The sequence below is a fragment of the uncultured Porphyromonas sp. genome (genome assembly GCF_902489635.1).
GTDB lineage: Bacteria > Bacteroidota > Bacteroidia > Bacteroidales > Porphyromonadaceae > Porphyromonas.
Genome location: NZ_CABUAN010000011.1, coordinates 32,162 through 56,443, shown reverse-complemented (window position 1 = coordinate 56,443; position 24,282 = coordinate 32,162). Strand labels below are relative to the sequence as shown.

20 protein-coding genes are annotated in these 24,282 nt (G+C 53.1%); 2 read left to right on the top strand and 18 right to left on the bottom strand.

Annotated elements, in window-relative coordinates; all coding sequences use genetic code 11:
* Positions 1-216: 216 nt before the first annotated feature.
* The 17 genes from crcB to RDM37_RS03660 form a co-directional block, all read right to left on the bottom strand.
* Complete coding sequence (gene crcB / locus RDM37_RS03740) at positions 217-588, bottom strand: fluoride efflux transporter CrcB (RefSeq protein ID WP_308555119.1); 372 nt, start codon at positions 586-588, stop codon at positions 217-219.
* Between the two features lie 170 nt (positions 589-758).
* Positions 759-1,514: a succinate dehydrogenase/fumarate reductase iron-sulfur subunit gene (locus RDM37_RS03735; RefSeq protein WP_308555117.1), complete on the bottom strand. Its 756-nt coding sequence runs from the start codon at positions 1,512-1,514 to the stop codon at positions 759-761.
* Positions 1,515-1,538: 24 nt separating this feature from the next.
* Positions 1,539-3,482: a fumarate reductase/succinate dehydrogenase flavoprotein subunit gene (locus RDM37_RS03730; RefSeq protein WP_308555115.1), complete on the bottom strand. Its 1,944-nt coding sequence runs from the start codon at positions 3,480-3,482 to the stop codon at positions 1,539-1,541.
* A 28-nt stretch (positions 3,483-3,510) separates the two neighbouring features.
* On the bottom strand, positions 3,511-4,254 hold the full coding sequence (locus RDM37_RS03725; RefSeq protein ID WP_308555113.1) for a succinate dehydrogenase cytochrome b subunit: 744 nt from the start codon (positions 4,252-4,254) through the stop codon (positions 3,511-3,513).
* Positions 4,255-4,605: 351 nt separating this feature from the next.
* Complete coding sequence (gene hutH / locus RDM37_RS03720) at positions 4,606-6,105, bottom strand: histidine ammonia-lyase (RefSeq protein WP_299366847.1); 1,500 nt, start codon at positions 6,103-6,105, stop codon at positions 4,606-4,608.
* 6 nt (positions 6,106-6,111) lie between these two features.
* Positions 6,112-6,747, bottom strand: coding sequence for a cyclodeaminase/cyclohydrolase family protein (locus tag RDM37_RS03715; protein ID WP_308555110.1), 636 nt, complete (start codon positions 6,745-6,747; stop codon positions 6,112-6,114).
* A 60-nt stretch (positions 6,748-6,807) separates the two neighbouring features.
* Positions 6,808-8,082, bottom strand: coding sequence for an imidazolonepropionase (hutI, locus tag RDM37_RS03710; protein WP_299366842.1), 1,275 nt, complete (start codon positions 8,080-8,082; stop codon positions 6,808-6,810).
* Positions 8,083-8,223: 141 nt separating this feature from the next.
* Entirely contained in the window at positions 8,224-9,129 is a 906-nt protein-coding gene (gene ftcD, locus RDM37_RS03705; RefSeq protein ID WP_299366839.1) for a glutamate formimidoyltransferase, read from the bottom strand.
* Between the two features lie 138 nt (positions 9,130-9,267).
* Positions 9,268-11,775, bottom strand: a complete 2,508-nt coding sequence (locus tag RDM37_RS03700) for a bifunctional UDP-N-acetylmuramoyl-tripeptide:D-alanyl-D-alanine ligase/alanine racemase (RefSeq protein WP_308555107.1) — start codon at positions 11,773-11,775, stop codon at positions 9,268-9,270.
* A gap of 19 nt (positions 11,776-11,794) precedes the next feature.
* Positions 11,795-12,796, bottom strand: a complete 1,002-nt coding sequence (locus RDM37_RS03695; RefSeq protein ID WP_308555105.1) for a GSCFA domain-containing protein — start codon at positions 12,794-12,796, stop codon at positions 11,795-11,797.
* Between the two features lie 122 nt (positions 12,797-12,918).
* A complete protein-coding gene (locus tag RDM37_RS03690; protein WP_308555103.1) occupies positions 12,919-13,821 on the bottom strand; it encodes an outer membrane beta-barrel protein in 903 nt (300 codons plus the stop codon).
* Positions 13,822-13,834: 13 nt separating this feature from the next.
* Positions 13,835-14,746 carry a hypothetical protein gene (locus tag RDM37_RS03685; RefSeq protein ID WP_299366195.1) on the bottom strand — a complete coding sequence of 304 codons (912 nt, stop codon included), beginning with the start codon at positions 14,744-14,746 and terminating at the stop codon, positions 13,835-13,837.
* Positions 14,747-15,142: 396 nt separating this feature from the next.
* On the bottom strand, positions 15,143-18,592 hold the full coding sequence (locus RDM37_RS03680) for a tetratricopeptide repeat protein (RefSeq protein WP_308555100.1): 3,450 nt from the start codon (positions 18,590-18,592) through the stop codon (positions 15,143-15,145).
* 96 nt (positions 18,593-18,688) lie between these two features.
* On the bottom strand, positions 18,689-19,177 hold the full coding sequence (locus tag RDM37_RS03675) for a hypothetical protein (RefSeq protein ID WP_308555098.1): 489 nt from the start codon (positions 19,175-19,177) through the stop codon (positions 18,689-18,691).
* Positions 19,178-19,196: 19 nt separating this feature from the next.
* Complete coding sequence (gene rpiB / locus RDM37_RS03670) at positions 19,197-19,634, bottom strand: ribose 5-phosphate isomerase B (RefSeq protein WP_298887255.1); 438 nt, start codon at positions 19,632-19,634, stop codon at positions 19,197-19,199.
* Between the two features lie 26 nt (positions 19,635-19,660).
* Positions 19,661-20,215, bottom strand: coding sequence for a pyruvoyl-dependent arginine decarboxylase (locus RDM37_RS03665; RefSeq protein ID WP_004331580.1), 555 nt, complete (start codon positions 20,213-20,215; stop codon positions 19,661-19,663).
* Between the two features lie 99 nt (positions 20,216-20,314).
* Positions 20,315-20,683 carry a DUF488 domain-containing protein gene (locus RDM37_RS03660; RefSeq protein WP_308555096.1) on the bottom strand — a complete coding sequence of 123 codons (369 nt, stop codon included), beginning with the start codon at positions 20,681-20,683 and terminating at the stop codon, positions 20,315-20,317.
* Positions 20,684-21,178: 495 nt separating this feature from the next.
* Here RDM37_RS03660 and RDM37_RS03655 point away from each other — a divergent pair, with 495 nt between their 5' ends.
* Positions 21,179-22,417, top strand: a complete 1,239-nt coding sequence (locus tag RDM37_RS03655; RefSeq protein ID WP_308555094.1) for a DUF438 domain-containing protein — start codon at positions 21,179-21,181, stop codon at positions 22,415-22,417.
* Entirely contained in the window at positions 22,410-22,667 is a 258-nt protein-coding gene (locus tag RDM37_RS03650) for a DUF1858 domain-containing protein (protein ID WP_308555092.1), read from the top strand. Before RDM37_RS03655 ends, RDM37_RS03650 begins: the two co-directional genes overlap by 8 nt.
* A 120-nt stretch (positions 22,668-22,787) precedes the next feature.
* Here the strand turns inward: RDM37_RS03650 and RDM37_RS03645 are convergent, their stop codons facing one another.
* Positions 22,788-24,269: a bifunctional UDP-sugar hydrolase/5'-nucleotidase gene (locus RDM37_RS03645; RefSeq protein WP_308555090.1), complete on the bottom strand. Its 1,482-nt coding sequence runs from the start codon at positions 24,267-24,269 to the stop codon at positions 22,788-22,790.
* Between the last annotated feature and the right edge of the window lie 13 nt (positions 24,270-24,282).

The window sequence follows — 24,282 nt, the reverse complement described above, 5'->3', positions numbered from 1 at the left end:
TGGATATTCGAGAAAGGAGGGAATCGGACGAATTTTCCCGTAAAGATATGTAAATGGAGATTAGAGGTTAGAAGTTAGATATTAGAGGTTAGAGACCGACAGCTATTTGTGGGTTCGCTCGGCTCTGGAGCAGATCGTCTGTGCGTCCGTCACTGTCAAAGCAAGACGTCGCCCCCCTTCGCCTCCTATGCTCCTTTGGCTTCAGACTGCAGACTATCAGGGAGCGATGGCGCGTGACAAGTATACGCCTACCCAGAGAGCGAGCAGGCCGATCAGCACGCTGCCCACAATATAGAGGATGGCTAGCCCATAAGTGCCCTCACGAAGCATGGCGTAGCTCTCTGCTGTAAAGGTCGAGAAGGTGGTGAACCCACCGCAAAAGCCTGTGATAAAGAGCAACCGAAGATGCGCTGTATCGCTACACAAGCCGATCAATAGACCTATGAGAAAGCAACCCAAGACGTTGACTACGAGTGTGGCCAAGGGTATAGAGCCCGTATAGTGACGGGCTAGCAAGATGGCTGTAAGGTAGCGCATAGCACTCCCGAGAGCACCACCTAGAGCTACAAGAAGAAGCTGTCTGAGCATAATCCAATCTGAGTTGCAGTCAGTAACCTTATCGGTTTATATAGACGAGCTTGTTGCCTTTTCGATAGTTACAAGCCCCTCTAGACTTCGATAATCAAAAAAATAGGTAGCACTCTCTCTGAACGGGAGAGTACTACCTATATATTTATAGGATGAGACATCCTGTCTCGCTAGTCGCTCAGCTTAGCACCGATGAACTGACGGTTGAGGCGTGCGATGTGGCTGATAGAGACACTCTTGGGGCACTCCAGCTCGCAGGCACGTGTATTCGTACAGTTACCGAAACCTAGCTCATCCATCTTAGCGATCATCGCCTTGGCACGCTTGTGCGCCTCAGCACGTCCCTGAGGTAGCAGGGCCAGCTGACTCACCTTAGCAGAGACGAAGAGCATAGCGGAGCCGTTTTTGCAGGCAGCAGCGCAAGCGCCACAGCCGATGCAAGAAGCTGCATCCATCGCTTCGTCAGCCTTGTGCTTGGGGATGGGGATCGAGTTAGCATCAGGTACACCACCTGTATTGACAGAGACGTAACCACCAGCCTGTATGATCTTGTCATAGGCAGAGCGGTCGACCATCAAGTCACGAATGATCGGGAAGCCGGCAGATCTCCAAGGCTCTACAGTGATGGTATCACCCTCCTTGAAGGTACGCATGTGTAGCTGACAAGTGGTGATAGCACTGACAGGACCGTGTGGATGCCCATTGATATACATAGAGCACATACCGCAGATACCCTCACGACAGTCGTGGTCGTAGATAACGGGTTCCTTATCCTCGGCAATGAGCTGCTCGTTGAGTATGTCGATCATCTCAAGAAAAGAAGCGCTCTGAGGCACATCCTTGAGTGCATAGGTCTCAAAGTGTCCCTTCTCGCGGGGACCTCTCTGACGCCATACCTTGACTTTGATATTTATATTGTGATCCATTGCTATGATTATCTACAGGGTTGCTTAGTTCTTATAGTTACGCTGGAGACGCTCGGTGAATTCGTATACCAGTGGCTCCTTGTGCATGACAGGGTCTTGCCCTTCGCCTTGATACTCCCAGCAGGAGACGTAAGCAAAGTTCTCATCGTCACGCTTTGCCTCACCCTCCTCGGTCTGATGCTCTATGCGGAAGTGTCCACCACAGCTCTCCTCACGGTCGAGGGCATCGTGTGCCATGAGCTCGCCGATCTCTAGGAAGTCTGCTAGACGCAGAGCCTTCTCTAGCTCGATGTTGAGATCATCTACCTTACCTGGTAGATGGAGGTCACTCCAGAAGACCTTGCGCAGTGCCTTGATCTTCTCAATACCTGTCTGCAGGCTCTCCTTAGAGCGTGCCATACCGACATACTCCCACATGATGTGTCCTAGCTCCTTGTGGATGCTATCGACCGAACGCTTACCATGCATCGAGGCGATGCGCTGGATGCGCTCCTTGAGTGCCTTCTCAGCCTCGTCAAACTCCTTGTGGTCGACGCTAAAGTGCGGTACCTGGATCTGATCTGAGAGGTAGTTCTGTATCGTATAGGGCAGGATAAAGTAACCATCGGCCAGACCCTGCATGAGGGCTGAAGCACCGAGACGGTTAGCACCGTGGTCGGAGAAGTTTGCCTCACCGATAGCGAAGAGCCCAGGGATAGTGGTCTGTAGCTCGTAGTCGACCCATAGACCACCCATCGTGTAGTGGATAGCTGGGTAAATCATCATCGGGGTCTCGTAAGGATTGTCGGCAGTGATCTGCTCGTACATCTGGAAGAGGTTGCCATACTTGTCCGCAACAACATCACGCCCCATACGCTCGATAGCATACTTAAAGTCTAGGAAGACAGCGAGACCCGTATTATTGACTCCAAAGCCAGCATCGCAACGCTCCTTGGCAGCGCGGCTAGCGACGTCACGAGGTACTAGGTTACCGAAGGCGGGATAGCGACGCTCGAGGTAGAAGTCACGATCCTCCTCGGGGATGTCGTTTGCCTTCTTGGTACCAGCTTGTAGTGCCTTAGCGTCCTCCAGCTTCTTGGGTACCCAGATACGTCCATCGTTACGGAGAGACTCAGACATAAGCGTTAGCTTGGACTGGAAGTCTCCGTGCTCGGGGATACAGGTCGGGTGGATCTGCGCCATACAGGGATTGCCAAAGTAAGCACCCTTCTTATAGCACTGCCAAGCAGCTGATCCATTGGAGGCAATAGCATTCGTCGTAAGGTAGAAAGCATTACCATAGCCACCCGTAGCGATCACAACGGCATGAGCAGCAAAGCGCTCGATAGCACCTGTGACTAGGTTGCGGGCGATGATACCTCTAGCGCGACCATCGATGATGACTAGGTCTAGCATCTCGTGGCGGGTGTAGAGCTTGACACTACCCTTGTGTACCTGACGGCTGAGTGCTGAGTAAGCACCGAGGAGTAGCTGCTGCCCCGTCTGACCACGAGCGTAGAATGTACGGGATACCTGCGCACCTCCGAAGGAACGGTTATCTAGTAGACCACCATACTCACGTGCGAAGGGGACGCCCTGAGCAACACACTGGTCGATGATTTCGTTAGATACCTCTGCGAGACGATAGACATTTGCCTCACGAGCGCGGTAGTCGCCACCCTTGATGGTATCGTAGTAGAGACGGTAGATGGAGTCACCGTCGTTCTGATAGTTCTTTGCAGCGTTGACACCACCCTGTGCAGCAATGGAGTGTGCACGTCGTGGTGAGTCCTGTATACAGAAGTTTAGCACGTTGAAGCCGAGCTCTCCTAGAGAAGCCGCTGCAGAGGCTCCTGCTAGACCTGTACCCACAACGATGACGTCGAGGAGACGCTTGTTAGCGGGGTTGACCAGCTTCTGATGATTCTTATAGTTAGTCCACTTCTCAGCTAAAGCACCTGCTGGGATTTTGGCATTTAGTTCGCTCATATCTCTGATAGTTAAGATAGTTCGTAGATTAGATGATAGGAAGAGAAGCTACAGTATCCTCAGCGTAGGGGATAGCCTCATTAAGACTCTCAGGACCTGAGTAGATGAAGCCGAAGTAAACGACTACAACGACAAAGATGAGTACCAGTAGTGTAGCGACGATGTAGCTGATGACATGGAGGCGGTTGAACCACTTCTTATTGTTCCATCCTAGTGTCTGGAAGGCACTCCAGAAGCCGTGTGTCAAGTGGAACCAGATAGCTACGAGCCATACGAGGTATAGGATTACCACCCAAATATTACTAAAAGTCTGCACGACGAGCTGATAGCCCTCGGCACTCTGACCGCCGGTCCACTCTTGTAGCTGCATCTTGCTCCAGAAGTGCGTCAGGTGGAAGACTAGTAGCCCCAAAACGATGATGCCTAGGACAAACATATTCTTGCTAGCCCAGTCTATCTTAGCACGAGTGAAGATAGCGTAGCGATCATTACCACGAGCCTTGCGATTGAGTAGCGTCAGCCAGGCCGCATAGATAATATGTACAATGAAGCCTAACGCGAGGACAGGTACCATAATCTGTACCAAGATATTGGTACCCATGACGTGGCAGGCCTGATTGTACAGATCCGTAGGGAACTCGCTATTCACGTTGATAGCATCGTAGACGGCCAGCAAGTTGATGCTGCCATGTAGCAATAGGAAGATAATCAAGAAGAGTCCTGAGAGACTCATGATGAACTTTCTTCCGATCGATGATTTAAAGATCCACATATTTGTTCGTTTGGTTACTTAAGTGATGTTGTTATCAATGACTATTGGTCTGTCTAGACATAGCAAAAAACTAAGTAGCACTGCTCATAAGAGCGGCCTACCTACCCTTTACGATAGCGAGACTTACCCTTCGCTCCACAAAGATACCAAAATACCTACAATTAACTACCATAACCTCATATTCTTTTATTGCTGTCCGAGAAAATAAAAGACTCTTCTTCCGCTGAAAGACTTTGACCGGACAGCAATAATAACAAACAAAGTGAGCGTGCTGACTGTGAAGGTCAACACGCTCACGACTGGGTATAGTATGAGGGGGCGATGCCCCTACTCTATCCTTATGACGAGTGCTTATTCAAAAGGGAAGGTCTTGATGAGCTCCTCAGCCTTGTTCATCTGTTCGTACATGACGACGTCATCCTCGACGCGAGGACAGACCTTGCGGAAGGTAGCGAGGAAGCCCTCGAGACGCTCCGAGGTCTTCATAGGACGACGGAACTCGATCGCCTGAGCGGCATTAAGTAGCTCGATGCCGAAGAGACGATAGAGGTTGGCAATGAGTGGCATAAGCTTCGTCGCTGCGTTAGCACCCATAGAGACGTGATCCTCCTGACCATTGCTGGAGACGATGCTGTCGCTAGCTGCTGAGTGGCAGTACATCTTGTTCTGGCTAACCATAGCGGCTGCGGCATACTGCGGGATCATGAAGCCACTGTTGAGTCCAGGGTTGGCAACGAGGAACTCAGGCAGGTCGCGTAGCCCAAGGATGAGCTGAGCGACACGACGCTCTGAGATATTGCCTAGCTCAGCAAGTGCTATAGCGAGGAAATCATAGACGATCGCTAGTGGCTGGCCATGGAAGTTACCACCGGATACGACCATATCGTCATCGGGGAAGACGGTGGGATTGTCTGTGACGGAGTTGATCTCAGTCTCGACGACACTGCGCACGTAAGCGATGGCGTCACGCGAAGCTCCGTGTACCTGGGGCACACAGCGGAAGCTGTATGGATCCTGTACCTGGGGCTTAGGCTTAGCAATCATCTCGCTACCCTTGAGTAGCTCACGCATGTGGGCTGCAACCTGTATCTGTCCCTGGTGTGGACGTATCTGGTGCAGACGATCATCGTAGGGTGCGTCTAGTCCGGCGAAGGCCTCTAGTGAGAGTGCTGCGCACCAGTCGGCGGCTAGCTTGAGGCGCTCTGCCTGTATGAGGGCGTAGACACCGTGTGAGCTCATGAACTGAGTGCCGTTGAGCAGGGCTAGACCCTCTTTGCTCTTGAGCTTGATAGGCTTCCAGCCAAACTTGCCGAGGACCTCGCAAGAGGGAAGCTTCTCGCCCTTGTAGCGTACCTCACCATAACCGATGAGCGGTAGGAAGAGGTTAGCTAGAGGAGCTAAGTCGCCTGAAGCACCTAGCGAACCGCGGTCATAGACGATGGGTAGGACATCCGCATTGAGCATGTCAACGATGCGCTGTACGGTCTCTACCTGTACACCACTATTGCCGATCTGCAGGGCATGAGCCTTCAGAAGGAGCATGAGGCGAATGATGGGCTCTGCGACCTCGTCACCACAGCTACAAGCGTGGCTCTTGACGATGTTTTCCTGAAGCTTGGTGAGCTGATCAGGCGAGATGGTGCGGTTGCAGAGTGAGCCGAAGCCCGTGGTGACACCATAGATGGGCTTGTCGACCTCCTCGACCTTGCGGTCTAGGTAGTTGCGACAGTGCTCGATACGCTTGATAGCCTCTGGTGAGAGGGTTAGCTCGAAGTGGTTCTCTAGATACTCTCGGCATAGCTCGATCGTGAGCTGCTCGCTACCGATGGCGAATGATTTGCGTGCTGACATGTTTCTCTATTTGCAAGCTTCCTTAGTATACTCTATGACCTTAGCCTCACGCTCGATCACCTCACGCTCGAGACGATCAGCCTCAGCGGTCATGTCTGCGACGTACTGCTCGTCCTTGATGGAGGTTAGGTTGATGCGTACGTTAAAGAGTGCCCCGATAATCGCATTACGTGCGGACATCATAGCGACACAGCCATCGGTGACGGCGTTTTGGTTACCATTGGAGACAACCTCCTCGATATCACTTAGCAGGCTGTAGACACGGCGAGCGACCTCCATGGGTACGTTGGCAGCAATCTTGGTAGCCTCTTGAATCTGAGCAGAGCGTGCAGCCTTCTCTTCGTCAGTCTCTTTAGGCATTTGGAAGGCAGCAAAGACGACATTGTAAGCCTCGCTATCACGATCTACATCGAGGATCAACTGCTGACGGATCTGCTGCACACGCTCGGCGAGCTGCTTCATCTGCTCCTCGACCTCGGCATACTTTTTCTTGCCAATGGTGAGTCCTGCGACCATCTCAGTGAGAGCGGCAGCAATGGAACCACAAAGTGCTGAGATGCTACCACCTCCAGGTACAGGATCCTTGCCTGCGGTGACGTCTAGGAAGCCCTTGACGGTCAAATCTGTTAGACTATTATTCATAGGATGATTGAGTTTGTTTATTAGTTAATTAGATGGGATGCGACTAACCTTATTAGAGTGCTAGACGCTGGGTGTGGGGGTCACGAGTTTGTTTTCGTAAACGGTACCCGCCTTGATGGTGGCTCGTACGAGGTTGACACCAAAGTGATAGGAAAGGAATTTATACGAGGGGAAGCGTAGCAACGCTAGGTCGCCCGCCTTGCCTACCTCGATGCTTCCTATCTGATCAGCACGACCGATGGCGGCAGCGCCATTGAGCGTGAGTGCGGTGACGGCCTCCTCGACAGTCATACCCATATAGATGGTTGCTAGAGCAAACATCAAGGGGATGGAGGAGCTGAAGCAACTTCCTGGATTGAGATCGGAAGCTACGGCTACGGCACAACCCGCATCGATCATACGACGTGCTGGCGCATACTTTTCGCCTAGACTGAAGGCGGTACAGGGCAGACAGGTAGCCACCGTATCGCTCTGAGCCAATGCTTGGATACCCTTGTCAGAGATCTGTAGTAGGTGGTCTGCAGAGAGACATCCTAGCTCGGCTGCTAGCTCAGCACCACCGAAGGAGACGATCTCGTCGGCATGCATCTTGACTTTGAGCCCTAGCTCCTTAGCGCGAGTCAAGAGGATGCGTGTCTGCTCATGGTCGAAGACGCCCTTCTCAGTAAATATGTCGCAGCACTCTGCCAAGCCTCGCTCTACGACTACCGGCATGACCGTGTCACAGAGGTAGTGGATGAAGTCTGTGGAGCGTCCCTTGTACTCGGGCGGGGTGTCGTGCGCTCCCATGAAGGTGGGGTAAAGGTCTATCGGGTGCTGCTTCTGTAGCGTCCGAATGACCTCTAGCTGCTTGATCTCCGTGTCGAGCTCCATACCATAGCCACTCTTAGCCTCGACGGTGGTTACACCCATTGATAGCATGGCGTCTAGATGTGCAGAGGCACGCTGGGTAAGCTCCTCAGCCGTTGCGCTGCGGGTCGCCTTCATCGTGTTGGCTATACCACCACCACGCTCCATGATGCTCATATAGCTATCACCAGCTAGTCGCCACTGGAACTCGTCCTCACGGTACCCGCCGAAGATGAGGTGGGTGTGACTATCGACAAAGCCTGGCAGGACGCACCCGCCCTGAGCGTCATAAGCGACGCAGTCGGTGTGGTCTACTTGCTCAGCTTCTTTCATGGTCCCGACGAAAGCTATCTTGCCTTGTCGTACGATGATAGCGGCTGGTCCTTCGATGACTCCGAGCTGGCGCATCGCCTCAGCGCCGTGCTGTGCGGTAGAGCCTGGACGGGTCACGATCTGACCAATGTTGTATAGATAGAGATTGGACATTAGATTTTAGAAGTTAGAGGTTAGAGAGTAGAGTTTCTAGGCTTTCTAGGTACACTAGTGTTCCTAGTGATACTAGTTATACTAGGGAGACTAGCTATCCTAGAGACTCTACTCTCTAGTTGGTAAAACGTTCTCTTTGAACTACTCCATCATGCGGAGCTCGAGGATCTGTGTCTCGCAGAAGTTCTCAATGCCGAGATAGTACTCAGCGCAGTCGATGAGAGCCTTCATAGGTACGAGGCCGATGACCTCAGCACCAACGATCTCGACACCGTAGCGACGAGCCTCCATACGTACCATCTCGTGAGCACGATAGACGGCTGTCTTGGTGTAGTCGGTGAGGTTCATAGAGACCTGTACGATGTGTCTATCGGTTAGCTCTACGCCCATAGCCTTGCAGAAGCGTAGACCGCCACCGATGTGACGTACCTTCTTAGCAATTGCATCAGCGATAGAGAGGTCAGAGGTGTTGAGGTTGACATTGTACGCAACAAGTGGCATACGAGCACCGACAGCTACGACACCTGCTGTGGGGTGAATATCAGCTGGGCCGAAGTCTGGGTGCCACTCATCCTCGTGGATCTTCTCAGCCATACCCTCGAACTGCCCCTTGCGGATCTTAGCAAGGTTCTCACGATGAGGAGCTGTAGCACTCTTCTCATAGAGGAAGACGGGTACACCGATGCGCTCGCCGATCTCCTTACCGACCTCCTTAGAGAGCTCGATAGCCTCCTCCATCTCCATATTGCGAATGGGGATAAAGGGGATAACGTCGACAGCGCCCATACGTGGGTGCTGACCCTCGTGCTTGGTCATGTCGATCACCTTGACAGCGACCTCGACAGCAGCGATGACAGACTTGCGGACAGCCTCAGGCTCGCCCATGACGGTCACCACGCAGCGGTTGTGATCCTCGTCATTGCTGTAGTCTAGGAGCTTGACGCCCTTGGTCTCTCTAAAGGGTTGTACGATCTGCTCAATCTTTGCTTTGTCACGTCCCTCGCTAAAGTTGGGGACACACTCTACGATCTTTGTCTGGATAGCCATTGTATTATCTATTTATAGTGTTGTGTATTGATATCTTGGTAAGCCTTTTCGATAGGTCTCCTCAAACATTCCGCTAAGTTACTGATTATTTGAAGTACTGTCAAGCTTTTCAAGAGAGAAATAGTACTAAAGTGTTCGCTAACTCTTGTAGTAAGTTCGCTTGATACGTGGTGAGAGCTTGGAAATGACTTCGTATGGTATGGTGCCGATGCGCTCTGCGAGGTCACTCACCTGTAAGCCTGGCACACCAAAGATGATCACCTCGTCACCCTCTGCGACCTTGCCTTGGAGTGCCGTGAGGTCGACCATGCAGGTGTCCATACAGACGTTGCCCACGATCGGACAGAGCGTGTCGTGGATCATAACGCTCCCCACGCCACAGCTAAAGCGTCTGTCATAGCCATCAGCATAGCCAATCGGTATGATACCGATCTGCCCGCCAGGAGCGACCTGTCCACGTCGTCCGTAGCCGATAGTCTCCCCGTCTGGGATCGTCTTGATCTGTAGGAGCGTAGTGCGCAGCTTAGCGACAGGCTCGAGGGTGAGACTACCCGTAGCACTAATACCATATAGTCCTACTCCTAGACGCGCCATGTCGTAGTGATGGTGGTTGTATCGCTCGATGCCCGCAGTGTTTTGGACGTGACGCAGAGGACGATAAGAGAGCTGACTCGTCAGGTAGTCAGCGCCCTCATCATAGAGGGCAAACTGTCGCTCCGTAAAGTCGCTCATCGTCGGCTCATCGGCAGCGGCTAAGTGCGTAAAGATGCTCTGCACCCGTATCAGTGGCTCCACCTCGTGTAGCGTCTGAGCCAGATGCTCTAGGGTCGCTCTATCTGGCGTAAAGCCTGTACGGTGCATACCCGTGTCTAGTTCTATATGAACAGGATAGTGGCTCAACCCCTGACGCTCCACATGACGGGCAAACTCACGAAGTATGCGTTCGTTGTAGATCTCAGGCTCTAGGCGACTCTGCGTCATCACCTCAAAGGCCTCGACCTCAGGGTTCATCACGATAATCGGAAGAAGGATTCCTTTGCTGCGTAGCTCCTTGCCCTCGTCAGCTAGTGCCACCGCCAGCGCTGCGAGATCTTGTTGCTCCAGAGCCTTGGCCAGCTCGTAAGCTCCGATACCATAGCCCTGCGCCTTGGCCATAACGATGATACGTGTCTCAGGTGAGAGGAGTGCCTTGTAACTCTTCAGATTGCTCACCAAAGCCTCTAGATCTATCTCTAGTGTGGTCTCGTGCACCTGCTTGGCTAGGTGCTGTACGATACGCTCGAACTGGAACTGTCTGGCCCCTTTGACCAGGATCTCCGCATGACTGATGGTGCCGAGCAGGTCATCGGCAAGGAGTTGGTCGGTCGTCTCGTAGAAGGCGGTCTTCCCTTCCCCACTCCCCTGGAAGTAGTCCTGATAGTTGCACAGCTCCCGTCCCACACCGATGAAGAGTGTGTGCGGATACTGTGCGATCATCTCCCCCACCTGCTTGTAAAGGTCTCGTGGTAGCTGAGCACTCTGTAGGATATCGGAGAGGATGATAACCGCCTGCTGATGCGAAGTGGCGGTGCGCTGCTTCTGAAAGTCTAGCGCAATGCGTAGCGAGTTGATGTCGTTATTATACGCATCGTTGATCAGTCTATTGCCTGCCTGCCCCTCCTTGACCTCTAGTCTCATCTCGATTGCCTCCAGAGTTGCAAAGCGCGCTAGCACCGCCTGACGCTGAGCCGTGGTGAGTGGCAGGAGACCAATGAGACAGAGACAGTGCGTAGCGTTTTGTATGGAGGCTTGATCTGCAAAGGGAATGGTCACCGTGCTGCTCTCATCCGCATGCTGAGCTGTGATGGTTGTAGTGCCGTCCCCTGAATTGCTGTAGGAGACGTGGTAGTAAGCTTTGCCTGGGGTAAGGCTCCAGCCGATAGCTTTGTCCGATAGTCCTAGGTTGTCAATGCCTCGCTGTATCTCATCGCTATCGGCATCGTATACAAAGTGGTCAGCATCGACAAAGAGCTGGAGCTTCTCCTCGATCTTCTGATTGAGCGAGACGAAGTTCTCTTGATGCGCTGCCCCAATGTTGGTCAAGATACCGAGCGTCGGCCGTATGATGCGCTGGAGGCGTAGCATCTCCATCGGCATCGAGATCCCCGCCTCAAAGATAGCGAGCGTATGCTCCTCCTCCATATTAAGTATCGAGAGCGGCACGCCGAGCTGCGAGTTGTAGCTCTTTGGCGATCGTACGATGCGATAGCAACCTGAGAGAAGGTGGTAGAGAAACTCCTTGACGACCGTCTTACCATTGCTCCCCGTGATACCGATGACTGGATAGTCGTAGCGCATACGCCAGTGGCTAGCGATCTGCTGCAGTGCACGGAGCGTCTCCTGTACCTGCACGATATTGGCATCAGGATAGCGCTCCACGTAAGGCTCAATCGGCTCACAGATGAAGAAAGCTCGCACCCCATGCTCATAGAGCTGGGGAATATATTTATGTCCGTCGCCCGAGGCGGTACGCATAGCGAAAAAGAGGCTGTCACTCGGTGAGGTGAGCTTACGACTATCGGTCAGGATATGCCGTATCGGACGCTCATCGACGAGATGCGTCTGGATAGGACGAAGGTACTCAAGGATGTTTTGCAGTGTAGACATTATAGTTGTGTAATAGGGGTCATAATGATTCGATGATGGAGGGTATGCAGAGCTTCTCACCATATTGCTCCTGGTAATGTGCTATGCGCTCAGCTATCTGTGCCTCTAGTCGCTCGGCTCCATGCGGAGTCTTAGGGCGATGCTGTGAGAGCTTACGCAGACGCTGAGCCGCCTGACGCATCTCCCCCTCACGCGCCTCTTGGCTTACCCAGTATGCGACGAAGTGATCTGCGATGTAGTCGACCGCTTCTTCAGAGGGATGGGTCAAGTCACTAGCATAAAAGCGGTAGTCCCGTAGTTCGTCATGCAGGATCTCATAAGCTGGGAAGTAGTGACAGGCGGGTAGCTCACGACAGAGCGTGTCGCAGAGGATACGAAGCTTGCTCTTTGACAAGTTGCTCTCCGCCAAGCCATCCTGCAAGTAGCGCACGGGACTAACCGTCAGAACCACCTGCAGCGGATACTTTGCGAGAAGCTGAGAGAGCGTCGCAAGCATACGCTCCTGAAGTAGTTCTAGTGAAAGGTCCCGTCTGTCGAAAAGACGAGCGGGCAGTTGCTGGCAATTTGCCACGGCACGACCATCCTCTGCCAAGTAGTAGACCTGTGTAGTGCCTAAGGTGATCCAGAGCCAGTCCGCCTCTGCGAGTCGGCTATGAGCTGTATGCCATAGCTGGGCAGTCGCCTCTTGCGCCTCCTCGAGACTCTCGCCATAGATCGCACTATGGTGGCGCAGACTGTAGTAGAGTCCGTCGCGCTCTATAATATAAGGAATGTAGTCGGGTCGGTGCTGCTCATCGCGGAGCAAATCCTCTAGCGTATCGCAGATGCTGATCGGATTGTAGAGCGTACCATAAGGATTGACCAGTACGTCATACCCAAGATGTCTCATCCGCTCGCCTATATGCTCACTAAAGCAGGAGCCAAGTGTCAAGATACGATCCCCATATCGCCCCGCTATAGCTGTCGGTAGAGGGGCTATCTCGATCGGTGTGAACCACTGTATGGATGGTGAGGTGAGCATCTAGTGAAGTGTCAAGGCGCAGAGCCACCACAAAGGTACAAAAAAGCGGGTAGCACTCGGCTGAGTACTACCCGCAATTCAGAGGAAACAGCGTATCTGATAGTGTATTAGTGAGTCGTCCTCTAGAAGCGGGCCACGATTCCTATCGAGTAGTCTCGCGTGCTCACCTCAGCCTGTGCTGATGGCATGGTACTGAGCAGGCTAATCTGTCCGAAGAGTCCGAAGAAGCCGTACCCTATCTCGCCACGCAGATCGACTCCGAAGGGACGTACGTTGAGATCATTATCCACGAGCGTATTGACACGCTCATCGAGCGAGCGGGTGGTAGACTTTTGCAAGCAGACGAACTTCGGGACGACCGCTAGCGAGCTCCACGCATTCGTCTCACCCCACGAGAGCGACAGACCTACGGGCATCTCAATGGAGAAGATATCCAGTTGCGTCCGTGCATAGCCCACACCCGTAGGCTCCGGCTTGAAGATAGTCAGTCCCTCATCGTCACGCTGTAGCGCATACTTCTTGTCAAAGGCGAAGATACTCCTCACGAACGATGTGCCTACGTTGAAAGCCCACGGACTACGACCCAGCTGAAGAATGCCGTAAACTCCAAATTCGTAGCGCGCAGAGCTCCAGAAGCGCTGCTTGCCAACCCACTCAGGAGCGGTGAAAAGGTTCCAGCCAAAGGAACCGACAAAGTGATAAGAGACATCTCCCATGAGTGTCTTGTAGATGACGGGCCGTCCGTCTTGCTTATGGACTGCACTGACTCGGGAGCGATTCCAAGCAGTCTGGCGACCGCCTCTCGTCCATACCTGATCTATATAGAGAGGTACCTGCTCCTGACCTTCAGGGTGTCGGCTTGCCACCTCTATCTGAGTATCTTTCTCACCTCGCATCACATAGACCGTACGGTCAGCTAGCTGGATCGTATCACACGATGTCCCTGTCTGCCCTGCAGCTCCTAGCGTAGAGAGCAGTAGGGTGACCAGTGCAAATAAGGGTAATGTATAAACTCTTGAGTACATAGTTACGATACGATTAAAAGGTGATACTTAGTCCAGCTGTGAGGAGGCCCTTGTTATTGTACCCGCTCATAGCGTCTTTGACGAGGAGTAGCGACTGAGGTGTATAGTGCACGTATAGTCCGATAGGCCTAAAGTCGATAAAAGCACCATAAGTCATCGACAAGGGTGGCGTAGCCTCGGTCATCGTGCGCTCCTTGTGGCGATTGCCATACTGCTTGTGCATTACATACTCCTTGTACTTGATCTGCGGGATCACCTCGATGCCGATGCGCATACGACTACTCATCATCGGGCGCATCCCCAGTGTGATCGGCAGCGATATGTATCGTGTCACCAGCTTGCTCTGACGTAGCCCTATCTCCTCATCGTAGTGGTCTTGGTTCAGTGCGTTGAGTTCCCTATTTGATGTGAAGTAGTAACCATCACGTAGGCTGTAGGAACGTCCCTCTAGTGCAAAGTCAAAGCCAACGAAGTAGCGCCCCTTGATATAGTACCTATACCCTATCGGAGCCACCATATAGTGGTTGAAGCAGGGAGTAGCAGCATGCGCGAAGGCATCTCCCAGCATCATCGTCGAGCCGAAGTATAGCTTCGGGAAGAGACGTATCGTACCCCAGCGAAAGCTGTTGTCATCATAGAGCCCAAATACACCACCCATGCCCGAAAGCACCTGACGTAGCTCACGATCTACCGAGAAAGCGTTCGTCTCCATACGGCGCACACGATGCCGCTCGTTGTAGTCGACGAGTGTCACATCGGTCTGATCTTTACTAGACTCTATAATGACTTTGTAGTCATCTCGCTCGATGATTGTGTCTGGAGCGAGGGTCGCCAAGGGGGTTGCCTCTAGCCAGTTCGTGGCACAGAGAAAGAGCAAACCTGCCAGCAAACCTCCTCGTAGCGAAGCACGTAAGTAATACTGCATAGGTAGTTGTGATATGAGTTGGTTAAAACGATGTTTGTTACTCCGACAAAGTTAGAAAAATATTGCTATCCGATGAACAGTTCCTCCCTTGGAAACTTTCTTTTCCACCGTTGGAAACTTTCTGTTCCTACCTTGGAAATTTTATTTTCCACCGTTGGAAACTTTTTGTTCCTACCTTGGAACTAAAAAGTTCCTACCTTGGAACTGAAAAGTTCCTCCGCTGGAACTAAAAAGTTCCTCCGTTGGAACTAAAAAGTTCCAAGAGGGGAACTATTTTTGGAACTCGTATGTATAACGAGTTCAGCACGATACAAAAAGAGCTGTACCTCGTTGACGAAGTACAGCTCTAGTCTATTGTGTAGGTGTGACCTTAGTGCAGAGGCACAGCAGGGGCGGTTAGCGGCGCTGCTTCTGCTGCGCTTTCTGCTGCGCCTCTCGCTCTTTGAGCTTGCGACGGCGCTCCTCCTCGAGTGCCTTGAGACGCTTCTGACGCTCTTTCTCCTGCTGGCGTAGCTGCTCCTTGCGTGCTTTCTCCTGAGCACGACGCTCTGCCTCCACACGCTTGATCTGCTCCTGACGCAGTTGCTCCTGGCGGCGCTGCTCTTCACGGCGAGCCTTGAGCTCTGCATCGCGCTGGCGCTGACGCTCCTTGAGTTGCTCCTCACGCTCACGCTTCGCCTGACGCTCTTGTGCTTTGCGCTCGCGCTCCATCTGCTTTAAGTCTTCAGGAGTCACTTGTCGTGCCTTTTGGATCGTGGTGCGCTGATCCTCTACGGGCATCGTCTCCTTAGGCTTTTGCAGTAAACTGTCCAGCTGCAGCTCCACCGCTGGTAGAGCGATCTGCGAGCGATCTATCTCGAAGGTGATCGGCTTATCGATGGCAGGCAGTGCGGGCGAAGCAACCGTATCACTCTTCACGGGCTTCTCTTCTTGCAATCCTGTGAGGAGGAGCCAGCGATCTATGAGATAGTGCGCTGCGGGGTAAAGCTCGACCAAGCTGTCAGCTACGAAGGTCATATAGTCGCCGATGCTCTTGGCACCCGTAGCGACCTGACGGTAGTTGTCATCGGTCATGACGAGGAGCAGTGCCGAACTGTCCAAAGCGGAGAGATAGCCCTCAGGACTATAAGCCCGAGTCACGTACTGCCATGCGACAGTAGCCGAGGGGAGGTCGCTGATGGTCAGGAGGGTCTCATGCTCCGAGGGGGCGAAAGCTACGGGAAGAATGTAGTCGGTGAACTGAGCGTAGTTGAAGCTCTCGACGGCGAAGCGCAGAGAGCGCTCCAAAGCGTCACCTCGCTGTGGCACGATGAGCAGAGCTTGGTACTTGTCGCTACGCTTACCAACGGTAAAAGGCTTCTCCGCCAATGTCCCCGCGACACTATCCTGCGAAGCAATGCGCAGATCCCAAGCGATGCCTTGGTAGCCACCCTGAGCGATGTGCGCTCCACGCAACAGACGCTGGAGCATCTCCTGAGCGAGGACGGCGACCTCCTCTTTAGGATAAGATGTGGTGAGCGACTCAAGCCCCTTTCTAAAGGCGGCTTCGTCACCCTGCAAGACATAGCTGAGCGCATTGACAAAGGCAAACTGCGGCAAGGTCTCGGAGAGCGGATAGGACTCCGCCGTCTCACGATACAGTCGCTGCACCTCTCGTGACCTGCCCGCTAAGTAAGCATTAAAGGCTTGGTCGTAAAGTCGCTCATCAGCACCGATGTTGGCGCGTAGCTTGGCTATGTAGTTGGGATCTTGTAGTGTGACAGCAAGCGGGTCTTCGGGCAGCTCGGCGAGCAACTTGCGTCGCCACGGCTCGGCTAGATCTGCCCGCTCTAGTCGCTGATAGAGCATGTAGAGCGTGTAGTATATGGAGGCTCTGTCGGCGTACTCGGGGTAGCGTCTGAGCAGGTCTTCGTAGCTCTTGACCGCCTCTTCGAAGCGCTCCATCTGCTCGTTGAACGCTTTGCCCATACCGACCAGCGCCGTCTGGATAATCTCATCCGAAGCGGCAATCTGCTCGGGCGTGGTGGGGAGCTTGGAGAGGTAATACTCCCTCTGGAGGGGATCTTGGTCTGTGGGCAAGCTATCAGTATCCGAGGTGAGACTATCCGTAGGAGATGCTACCGAAGACAATGAGTCTGCGGGCACTTCTCCAGTCTCACCCATCTGAGCTGTGGGGTCGCTCGCATCAAAGGAGATCTGCTTATTACGTCTTCGCCAGTCGTCCGCCAGTGGACGCTTGCCCCACTTGCGCTCGAAGAGGTCCTTACCCTGTGCCACCAGCGTAGGATTGTAGAAGTAGCTCTTGCCATTGCCACCACCCGCCATCGGGGGAGGCGTGCCGAGACCGCCAGGACGACCGCCGCCAGGCATATTGATGTCGGCCTGCTGGTTGAGTGCTTCGTTTTGCCCCTGCTGCTCAGCGAGTAGCTCCTGCTTACGAGCCTCATCCTGCGCCTTCTTGTAGGCGGTGATGAGACTATCCGCATAGGCCAGCCGCTCCGCCTCTGGGAGTGTAGCAATGCGTCGCAGGCTGTCCTGCTCGTAGACCTGCTGCGCAAAGGAGACTAGCTGGTCTAGATCTGCCGAGAGCTTGGTCACCGCCTCGTAGCGTGGATGGCTTTTCTCGATCACACCCGCTGCGCCTGCGTACGCTTCCTGTGCCTTGAGGTAGTTGTTTTGCGCTAAGTAAATATCGCCTAAGTGAAGCTGACAAAGCATATAGTCGAAGCTGCGCTGCGTACTCTGCTCCACCCCATGCGTAAAGGCGGTGACGGCATGCGTCGTGTCGGGGATCGCTAGGTAAAGGCGTCCCTGCGTGAGGTATATTTGGTCGACGAGCTCTTTGTTCTTATCTCTATGTGCCAAGCGCTCTAGACGGCGGATGACTCGCTGCGGATTGCCCTGCGCCTCGATCTCTAGGCGACGCATCGTGGCGGCAAACTCCAGCGGATAAGGTGGTGCCAGACGTATCACACGCCCGAAAGCTTGTGAGGCGTTGCTCCACCGCCCTTCATTGCTGTAGAGCTGCCCTAAGAGGTAGTAGAGCCTAGCTCGCTGAGCTTTGATCGGTTTGCGATCGATCGTCTGCTGCAGGTAAGAGATGGCTGAGAGCGTGTCGCCCTGCTTGAGAGCTAGCTCTGTCTCCGCTAGCGGATAGATCTTACTGCGACTCTTGTAGACGCCCTCTTCTGGTAGATTGTTTAGGATCTCGTCTGCTTCGCCTACCCAGCCCAGAGCAAGGTAGCAGCGAGCCTGCCAGATGCGCGCTTCGTCCCGCACCCTATCCTCCGTGCTGTAGAGCCTCGTCATATAGGAGAAGGTCGCCAGCGCCTCCATGAAGTGACCGCCGTAAAACTGCGCCTCCCCGACCATCATCCAGGCATTGTGCAGGAAGGGGTTGTACTCCATCTTGTTGTAGAAAGCCTTCTTCTTCGGATTGCGCAGGAGGTCTTCTCGCGAAATCTTCGGCTTCGTGCGGATTGAGTGCTCACGGATCGCCTTTTGTCCCTTTTCGATCGCTTTGCCTAGCGAACCGCCCACTTCTGTCTCCTCTGACGACTCCGCCCCGGCTGTGCGTGTGATAGGATCGGGTACCAGTAGCTCGGTGTAGCTCTCTGACAGGTCTTGGTAGAGAGACTTGTACCCCTCGTTAAAGGCGAGCTGACCATTGTGATAGACGTTGTAGCGTGTGGTCAGATTGTGGTAAAAGCGCGAAGCACTATCGTTGCGCTTGGTGCTACAGCCCACAGCACTGCCCAAGACGCACAGCAAAGCTACCACTACGCCTAGACAATGCTTAGTACGCAGTGGTAGCTTACCACGATAAGATCTGTCTCTGTCTGCCACGCTTACAATTAAGTCTTAATCCTTGGGGAGCGTATCTATGCGACAATCCCCTACTCTCACAAACGTACCAGACCTTATATATATTGTACTATGCGCCTACCGTGTGACCAACTGCAAGATCTCAGGCGGGAGCAAGATGCCACGCATCGAGAGACTCTTGAGCCACCCCTCATAGTCGGTCTCGAGGAGCGTCTCGGCCACCTCGCGGAGCATCGCTAGCTCCGCATCGGTGTAGCTCTCTATAGGACGGTGCGCCAAGACGTCCAGCTCCTCATCGTCGTAGTAGACGATCCGAGGGGCGCGTCTTATCGCTCTCTCAGCCTCGGAGCAAGAGTCCGTACAGCTAGCACAAGCGGTCGCATCATCAGCGCAGCGACTCGTGTCGGACTCGTCAGAGAGAGACTTTCTCAGTTCGCGCTCCACCTCACCAAGGGCAGAGCCTAGAGCAGTCTCCCCAGTCGTCTGCGAGCTTTGCTGTGAAGCGTTGTCGGCGCCACGAGCCTTCTGTCGCTCCGACCAGCGAACGAGCAGATGCACGATCAGTCCTATCGCTATGGATAGAAAAAAGATCTCTAGAGCCTCCATAGCTCAGCGTCAGAAGCCACTAGCAGGTGGGGAGCACCATCTTGTCGATACGCTCCTTGTGACGACCGCCCTCAAAGGGGGTGTCGAGGAACGCATGCAGACAGCGCTCAGCCTCCGCAGTCTCTATGAAGCGTGCCGGCATGACCAGCACATTAGCGTCATTGTGCGCCCGGATGAGCTTAGCAATATCCTCGTTCCAAGCGAGACCAGCACGGATGACGTTGTACTTATTGAGCGTCATAGCCATGCCGTTGCCCGTACCGCAGATAGCGATACCACGATCTACCGTACCCATCTGTACCGCAAAGGCAAGCTGGTGCGCATAGTCTGGATAGTCACAGCGCTCCTCCGAATGAGTACCGTAGTCGACACACTCGATCTGCATGGCGGCGAGCCACTCTTTGACCTGCTCTTTGAGCTGATAGCCGGCGTGGTCTGAGCAAATACCTAGTTTCATAAGACTATTTCTCTATATCGTTGCGATTAATCCTCATCCTTCATAGGAGACTCAGGAAGCACGAAGTCCACGAAGCAAAGCCCTGCCAGTGCCGTACCGTAGCGCTTGGTCACCGTGATACCCTCCGTAATGAAGTTGAGCTCACCGAGATAGTACTGGCTGTATGTGTTCTGATGCAGATCGTTGATGACACGTATCAGACGAGACTCTAGCTCCTCGATACGGTAGCGACCGCTCACCTCGCAGACGAGGCCTCCAGCCTTCTCGTCGAAGTTCTCATCCTTGTACATCCAGGCATAGACAACACCGGCGCTGACGAACTCATCTTGGATACCGTGCGAGACAGACATGATCGTCTTGAGCTCTGAGCCAAAAGGAGGCATATCCACCTCATCGGGCGAAACGAGCCGAGCCGTAGCGGGTAGAACGGAGGAGTAAACCATTATATTATAGTCAGCGATGCCCGCATCGTAGAGTGCCATGTGGTAAGAGCCAGCATGCTTCTCGAGGTCGGACTCACCGCTACCTTTTGTCGTAAAGAATGTATTGGGGATCAAGTTCCCGTAGTACTTGTTGCTCATCGTGATAGTTATTTATGAGTTAGGGAATATCTAATTTGCGTGGGCAAATATACGAAAGTAAGAGGACATAGCCAGGATTGGCGCATTACGTAGATTCAACTAAGGATGCATCTGTTCTGCCAACCATTCTTTCAAGACAACAGCATGATTGTATTTCTCGTCTTTTGCGCCATACAGCAGGGTTACGTTATGATCTTGCAGCTTCTGCACACACAAATCTTTAAACTCCTGTGACGCTGTGTTCTCGGACAATTCCTGTCTGTATCTCTGTTTGAACTCATCATACCTTTCAGGAGTATGGGAGAACCATCTTCGAAGTTCATCTGATGGTGCGATCTCCTTAGCCCATAAATCAATTTTAGCATTTTCCTTTTTCATTCCTCGTGGCCATAGTTTGTCCACAAGAACACGAAAACCATCTGCTTCAACTGGAGTTTCATAGATTCGCTTGTATTTCAATTCATTCATTATGTATTGCCTCCTTTAAGGTGAATTCATTCGTGGTTAGAGACAAATGTACGAATAAATCATCACAATACGGCGCTATAACCGCACTCCGTAGCGACTCTTACATCTCCGCTGACTCCAATCTCTCCTGAGGAAATCGGAAAGCTCCACGGAGCAAACGATAATTCTCCACGTAGAGCCGAAATAAAAGTTCGGAAGAATGAAATGAAACTTCGGAAGAAAGAAATCAAAGTTCCGAAGAATTTGTTCGTTCCTCACTGGATAATCTCCAATCTCTACCGAGGAATCGTTCGATTTCCTTGACAGCAGCATTGGCGAACTCATTCTGTATCATGCGCCACCCCTGCATTTGCTGATTGAATCTACGCTACGGGATAGTATGTCTTATAATCTGACAAAAATATGTACATTTGCTGGCGACTGGTTAGCCCTAAGGGGGTGGCCAGTCAGTCTTGATTAGACTGATATAAATTCACTTTAAACAATCAGTGAAATATGAGCGAATTCATACATAACACACCCGATGAGCGCAAGGAGATGCTCAAGGAGATACTCCTGCGCTTACATCAAGGAGAGCAGCCCGAAGCTCTCAAGCGACAGCTCTCCACACTCCTCCACGCTATCCCCTACCAAGAGGTCGTCGCTGTCGAGGAGGAGCTGATAGCTCAGGGGCTACTATCGACAGATGAGATACAGCTCTTTTGCGACCACCACTCAGAGATCCTAGAGGGAGCTATAGATGTGAGTGGAGCTAAAGAGGTGCCGGCGGGGCATCCCATGGACACCTTTAGAGCAGAGAATGTAGCCCTAGGAGAAGTAGTCTCCGAGTACTATGCTTTGGCAAAGGAGGTCAAAGAGGAGCACTGCGAGCGTCCTCTCTCGGAGCTCTTGCTAAGTCTGAGATCTATCTTCAACCGACTGATGGATGTAGACAAGCACTATCTGCGCAAGGAGTACCTCCTCTTCCCGTACTTAGAGCAGCATGGAGTGACTGGACCTCCTGTAGTCATGTGGGGCAAGCACGATGAGATTAGGAAGCTACTCAAGAGTGCCATAGCAGTACTCTCTGGGGAGACTTCAGATATGGCATCTCTGAGGGCTCACATCGTGGAGACCTTTGACCCTGCAGTGGAGATGCTGGACAGTATGATCACCAAAGAGGAGATGATCCTCTTCCCCATGACACTGGACCTACTGTCGGAGGCTGAGTGGTATCACATCTATCAGGAGACCCCTGAGTTTGGATACTGCCTGTATGACCCACAGACTGTATGGAAACCAGACGTGGAGGCGGACAACCTGCACTTTCAGTACGAGAGCCATGATGCTATACGGCTGTCCACGGGTGCCTTTAGTGTAGCGGAGCTGGAGGCTCTACTCATCCACCTCCCGATAGACATCACCTTTGTGGACAAGGACGATAAGGTGCGCTTTTACTCTCACAGTCCCAAGCGAGTCTTCGCTCGCAATAGATCCATCATCGGTAGAGATGTGCGTATGTGTCATCCGCCCGAAAGTGTCCATGTCGTAGAGACTATCCTTGCGGACTTCAAGAGTGGTCGCCAGAACTGTGCTAAGTTTTGGATTGGCAACTTCCGTGGGCGATTTATCTATATAGAGTACACAGCTGTACGTGATCCAGAGGGTAACTATCTAGGGGTCGTCGAGTGCTCTCAGGATATTACTGAACTACGGCAACTGGAAGGCTCTAGGACTCTTCTGAATTATGACTGATACGACACCTCTACTCATCACCCCTGAGACCAAAGTCGGGGCGATGCTGGATCGCTACCCAGAGCTCATCGATACGCTTGTATCGCTCTCGGATCGGTATAGAAATCTGACTAATCCGATACTGCGCAAGACTGTAGCACCTCGTACTCCGCTCAAGCTCGCAGCTCAGATGGGCGGTGTGGACTTAGCACTACTGGTTAACACGCTACGCCAAGCCGTCGGACAGCCCCCGCTTGACTTGCCACAGTAGAGCTTATACGTTCGTCTACTTGGGACGAGATTTAGAAAAAGGAGACTCAATCGCAGCTCGAAGCGGTTGAGTCTCCTCTTGTTTTGCCAGTAGAGGCGTGGGGGGATGATGAGTATTCTTTTAGCGGGTCACACGGATGTTGTAGCGACTCTTGTAGTCCACCTGGGGCATCTCAGGAAGTGACTTGAGATACTGGACGATCACCTCGGCAGTCGTGATGCCTTGGTTCTTGTCAGGAGCCGAAGTTTGGTAGGTGTAGGCCGCCTGCACGTAAGAGCTCGTGGCTAGCGTGTAGAGTTTGTCTGGATCGACCGGTGTGTCGCTACCAGCGGGATAGACGGTGCAGTCGAGCAGTACGCCCGTGTCGTCAAGCTGGTAGTCCACCCGTAGCCCCGATGTGTGCGCTGGCGTATTGTGGTCGGTCGTCCAGGCGCGGAGGAAGAAATCCTTGAGCTGTCGCCCTGTCATCGTGAGCACGGTCAGCTCATTGCCAAAGGGATCTAGACGAAGGATGTCTTTGAGCGTAATATTGCCCTGGGGCAATTCACCGATGCGTACGCCGCCTGGGTTTTGCATCGCAAAGTCCGCATGGCTATACCAGCGCTGCGCATCGGCAAAGATAGCCCCCAGCGTGTATTTGTCTTGGATAGGCTTCGGATTGGTCGTCACCACTTGCGCAAAAAGCGGATTAGCATTGTAGCCCTCTACCATGCGCTGCATCTTCTCATTGACGCCACCAGCGTGCGGGTCGGCTGGGAGGAGCATCTCTTGGTGCGAGAGCACCTGCCCACCTCTATGTCGTATCAATGCGAGGGAGATGTAGTGCGCCTTGTAGCCAGACTGCACGATGGGAACGGACGAGTGCAGGTCGTTCGGGTGATCAATGAGCGTGTGCGAGTGTCCGCCCACGATAAGATCGAGGTAGGGAGCCACCCGCGCCAGTATCGTATCCTCCTGCACGCCAATGTGCGTCACAGCTATCTGCAGATCCGAGCAACCCGCCAAGTAGCGGTAGTTCTTAACCTCTTCGAGTGGCTGGGTAAAAGCTACGCCCTGTACATTCTTCGGGTGCGAATCGGGAATGCCCAACTCGCCCAGCTGAAGTAGCCCCACGACAGAGACCCGCGTACCGTCAGGCATCGTGAAGATCTTGTAAGGTTTCAGCGCAATACCATAGGAGGGCGAGGGAAAGACGTTGGCCGAGAGGAATGGAAACTTCGCCCGATGCGAAATGTCTCCCAGCCCGTGCTGCCCGAGGTCAAACTCATGATTGCCCAGAGCCGAAGCGTCAAAGCGCATCTCATTCATCAGCTCGATGATCGGTAGCCCCTTCGGCTGGAAGTTGTCATTGATCGGGTTGCCCGTCTGTAAGTCTCCCGCAGCTAGCAGGAGCAGATTGGGATAGATCGCCCGCATACTATCGACCATAAAGGCGATGCGGGGCAACTGGTCAATGTTGGCATGGATGTCATTGAGTCCTACGACAGCAAGCGTCGACACGCCACTCGGCTGCGCCTGCTGCTTGACACGGCAAGCCGACAGGCTCCCCACGAGGAGCAGGAGTAGCGCACCGTAAAGTGTATGGTTAAAGGTCTTTCTCATGATCTATGAATGC

What these genes read in the sequence shown, in the direction of transcription:
- crcB (WP_308555119.1), bottom strand. Translation starts at nt 588, where the DNA reads ATGCTCAGACAGCTTCTTCTTGTAGCTCTAGGTGGTGCTCTCGGGAGT.
- RDM37_RS03735 (WP_308555117.1), bottom strand. Translation starts at nt 1,514, where the DNA reads ATGGATCACAATATAAATATCAAAGTCAAGGTATGGCGTCAGAGAGGT.
- RDM37_RS03730 (WP_308555115.1), bottom strand. Translation starts at nt 3,482, where the DNA reads ATGAGCGAACTAAATGCCAAAATCCCAGCAGGTGCTTTAGCTGAGAAG.
- RDM37_RS03725 (WP_308555113.1), bottom strand. Translation starts at nt 4,254, where the DNA reads ATGTGGATCTTTAAATCATCGATCGGAAGAAAGTTCATCATGAGTCTC.
- hutH (WP_299366847.1), bottom strand. Translation starts at nt 6,105, where the DNA reads ATGTCAGCACGCAAATCATTCGCCATCGGTAGCGAGCAGCTCACGATC.
- RDM37_RS03715 (WP_308555110.1), bottom strand. Translation starts at nt 6,747, where the DNA reads ATGAATAATAGTCTAACAGATTTGACCGTCAAGGGCTTCCTAGACGTC.
- hutI (WP_299366842.1), bottom strand. Translation starts at nt 8,082, where the DNA reads ATGTCCAATCTCTATCTATACAACATTGGTCAGATCGTGACCCGTCCA.
- ftcD (WP_299366839.1), bottom strand. Translation starts at nt 9,129, where the DNA reads ATGGCTATCCAGACAAAGATCGTAGAGTGTGTCCCCAACTTTAGCGAG.
- RDM37_RS03700 (WP_308555107.1), bottom strand. Translation starts at nt 11,775, where the DNA reads ATGTCTACACTGCAAAACATCCTTGAGTACCTTCGTCCTATCCAGACG.
- RDM37_RS03695 (WP_308555105.1), bottom strand. Translation starts at nt 12,796, where the DNA reads ATGCTCACCTCACCATCCATACAGTGGTTCACACCGATCGAGATAGCC.
- RDM37_RS03690 (WP_308555103.1), bottom strand. Translation starts at nt 13,821, where the DNA reads ATGTACTCAAGAGTTTATACATTACCCTTATTTGCACTGGTCACCCTA.
- RDM37_RS03685 (WP_299366195.1), bottom strand. Translation starts at nt 14,746, where the DNA reads ATGCAGTATTACTTACGTGCTTCGCTACGAGGAGGTTTGCTGGCAGGT.
- RDM37_RS03675 (WP_308555098.1), bottom strand. Translation starts at nt 19,177, where the DNA reads ATGGAGGCTCTAGAGATCTTTTTTCTATCCATAGCGATAGGACTGATC.
- rpiB (WP_298887255.1), bottom strand. Translation starts at nt 19,634, where the DNA reads ATGAAACTAGGTATTTGCTCAGACCACGCCGGCTATCAGCTCAAAGAG.
- RDM37_RS03665 (WP_004331580.1), bottom strand. Translation starts at nt 20,215, where the DNA reads ATGAGCAACAAGTACTACGGGAACTTGATCCCCAATACATTCTTTACG.
- RDM37_RS03660 (WP_308555096.1), bottom strand. Translation starts at nt 20,683, where the DNA reads ATGAATGAATTGAAATACAAGCGAATCTATGAAACTCCAGTTGAAGCA.
- RDM37_RS03655 (WP_308555094.1), top strand. Translation starts at nt 21,179, where the DNA reads ATGAGCGAATTCATACATAACACACCCGATGAGCGCAAGGAGATGCTC.
- RDM37_RS03650 (WP_308555092.1), top strand. Translation starts at nt 22,410, where the DNA reads ATGACTGATACGACACCTCTACTCATCACCCCTGAGACCAAAGTCGGG.
- RDM37_RS03645 (WP_308555090.1), bottom strand. Translation starts at nt 24,269, where the DNA reads ATGAGAAAGACCTTTAACCATACACTTTACGGTGCGCTACTCCTGCTC.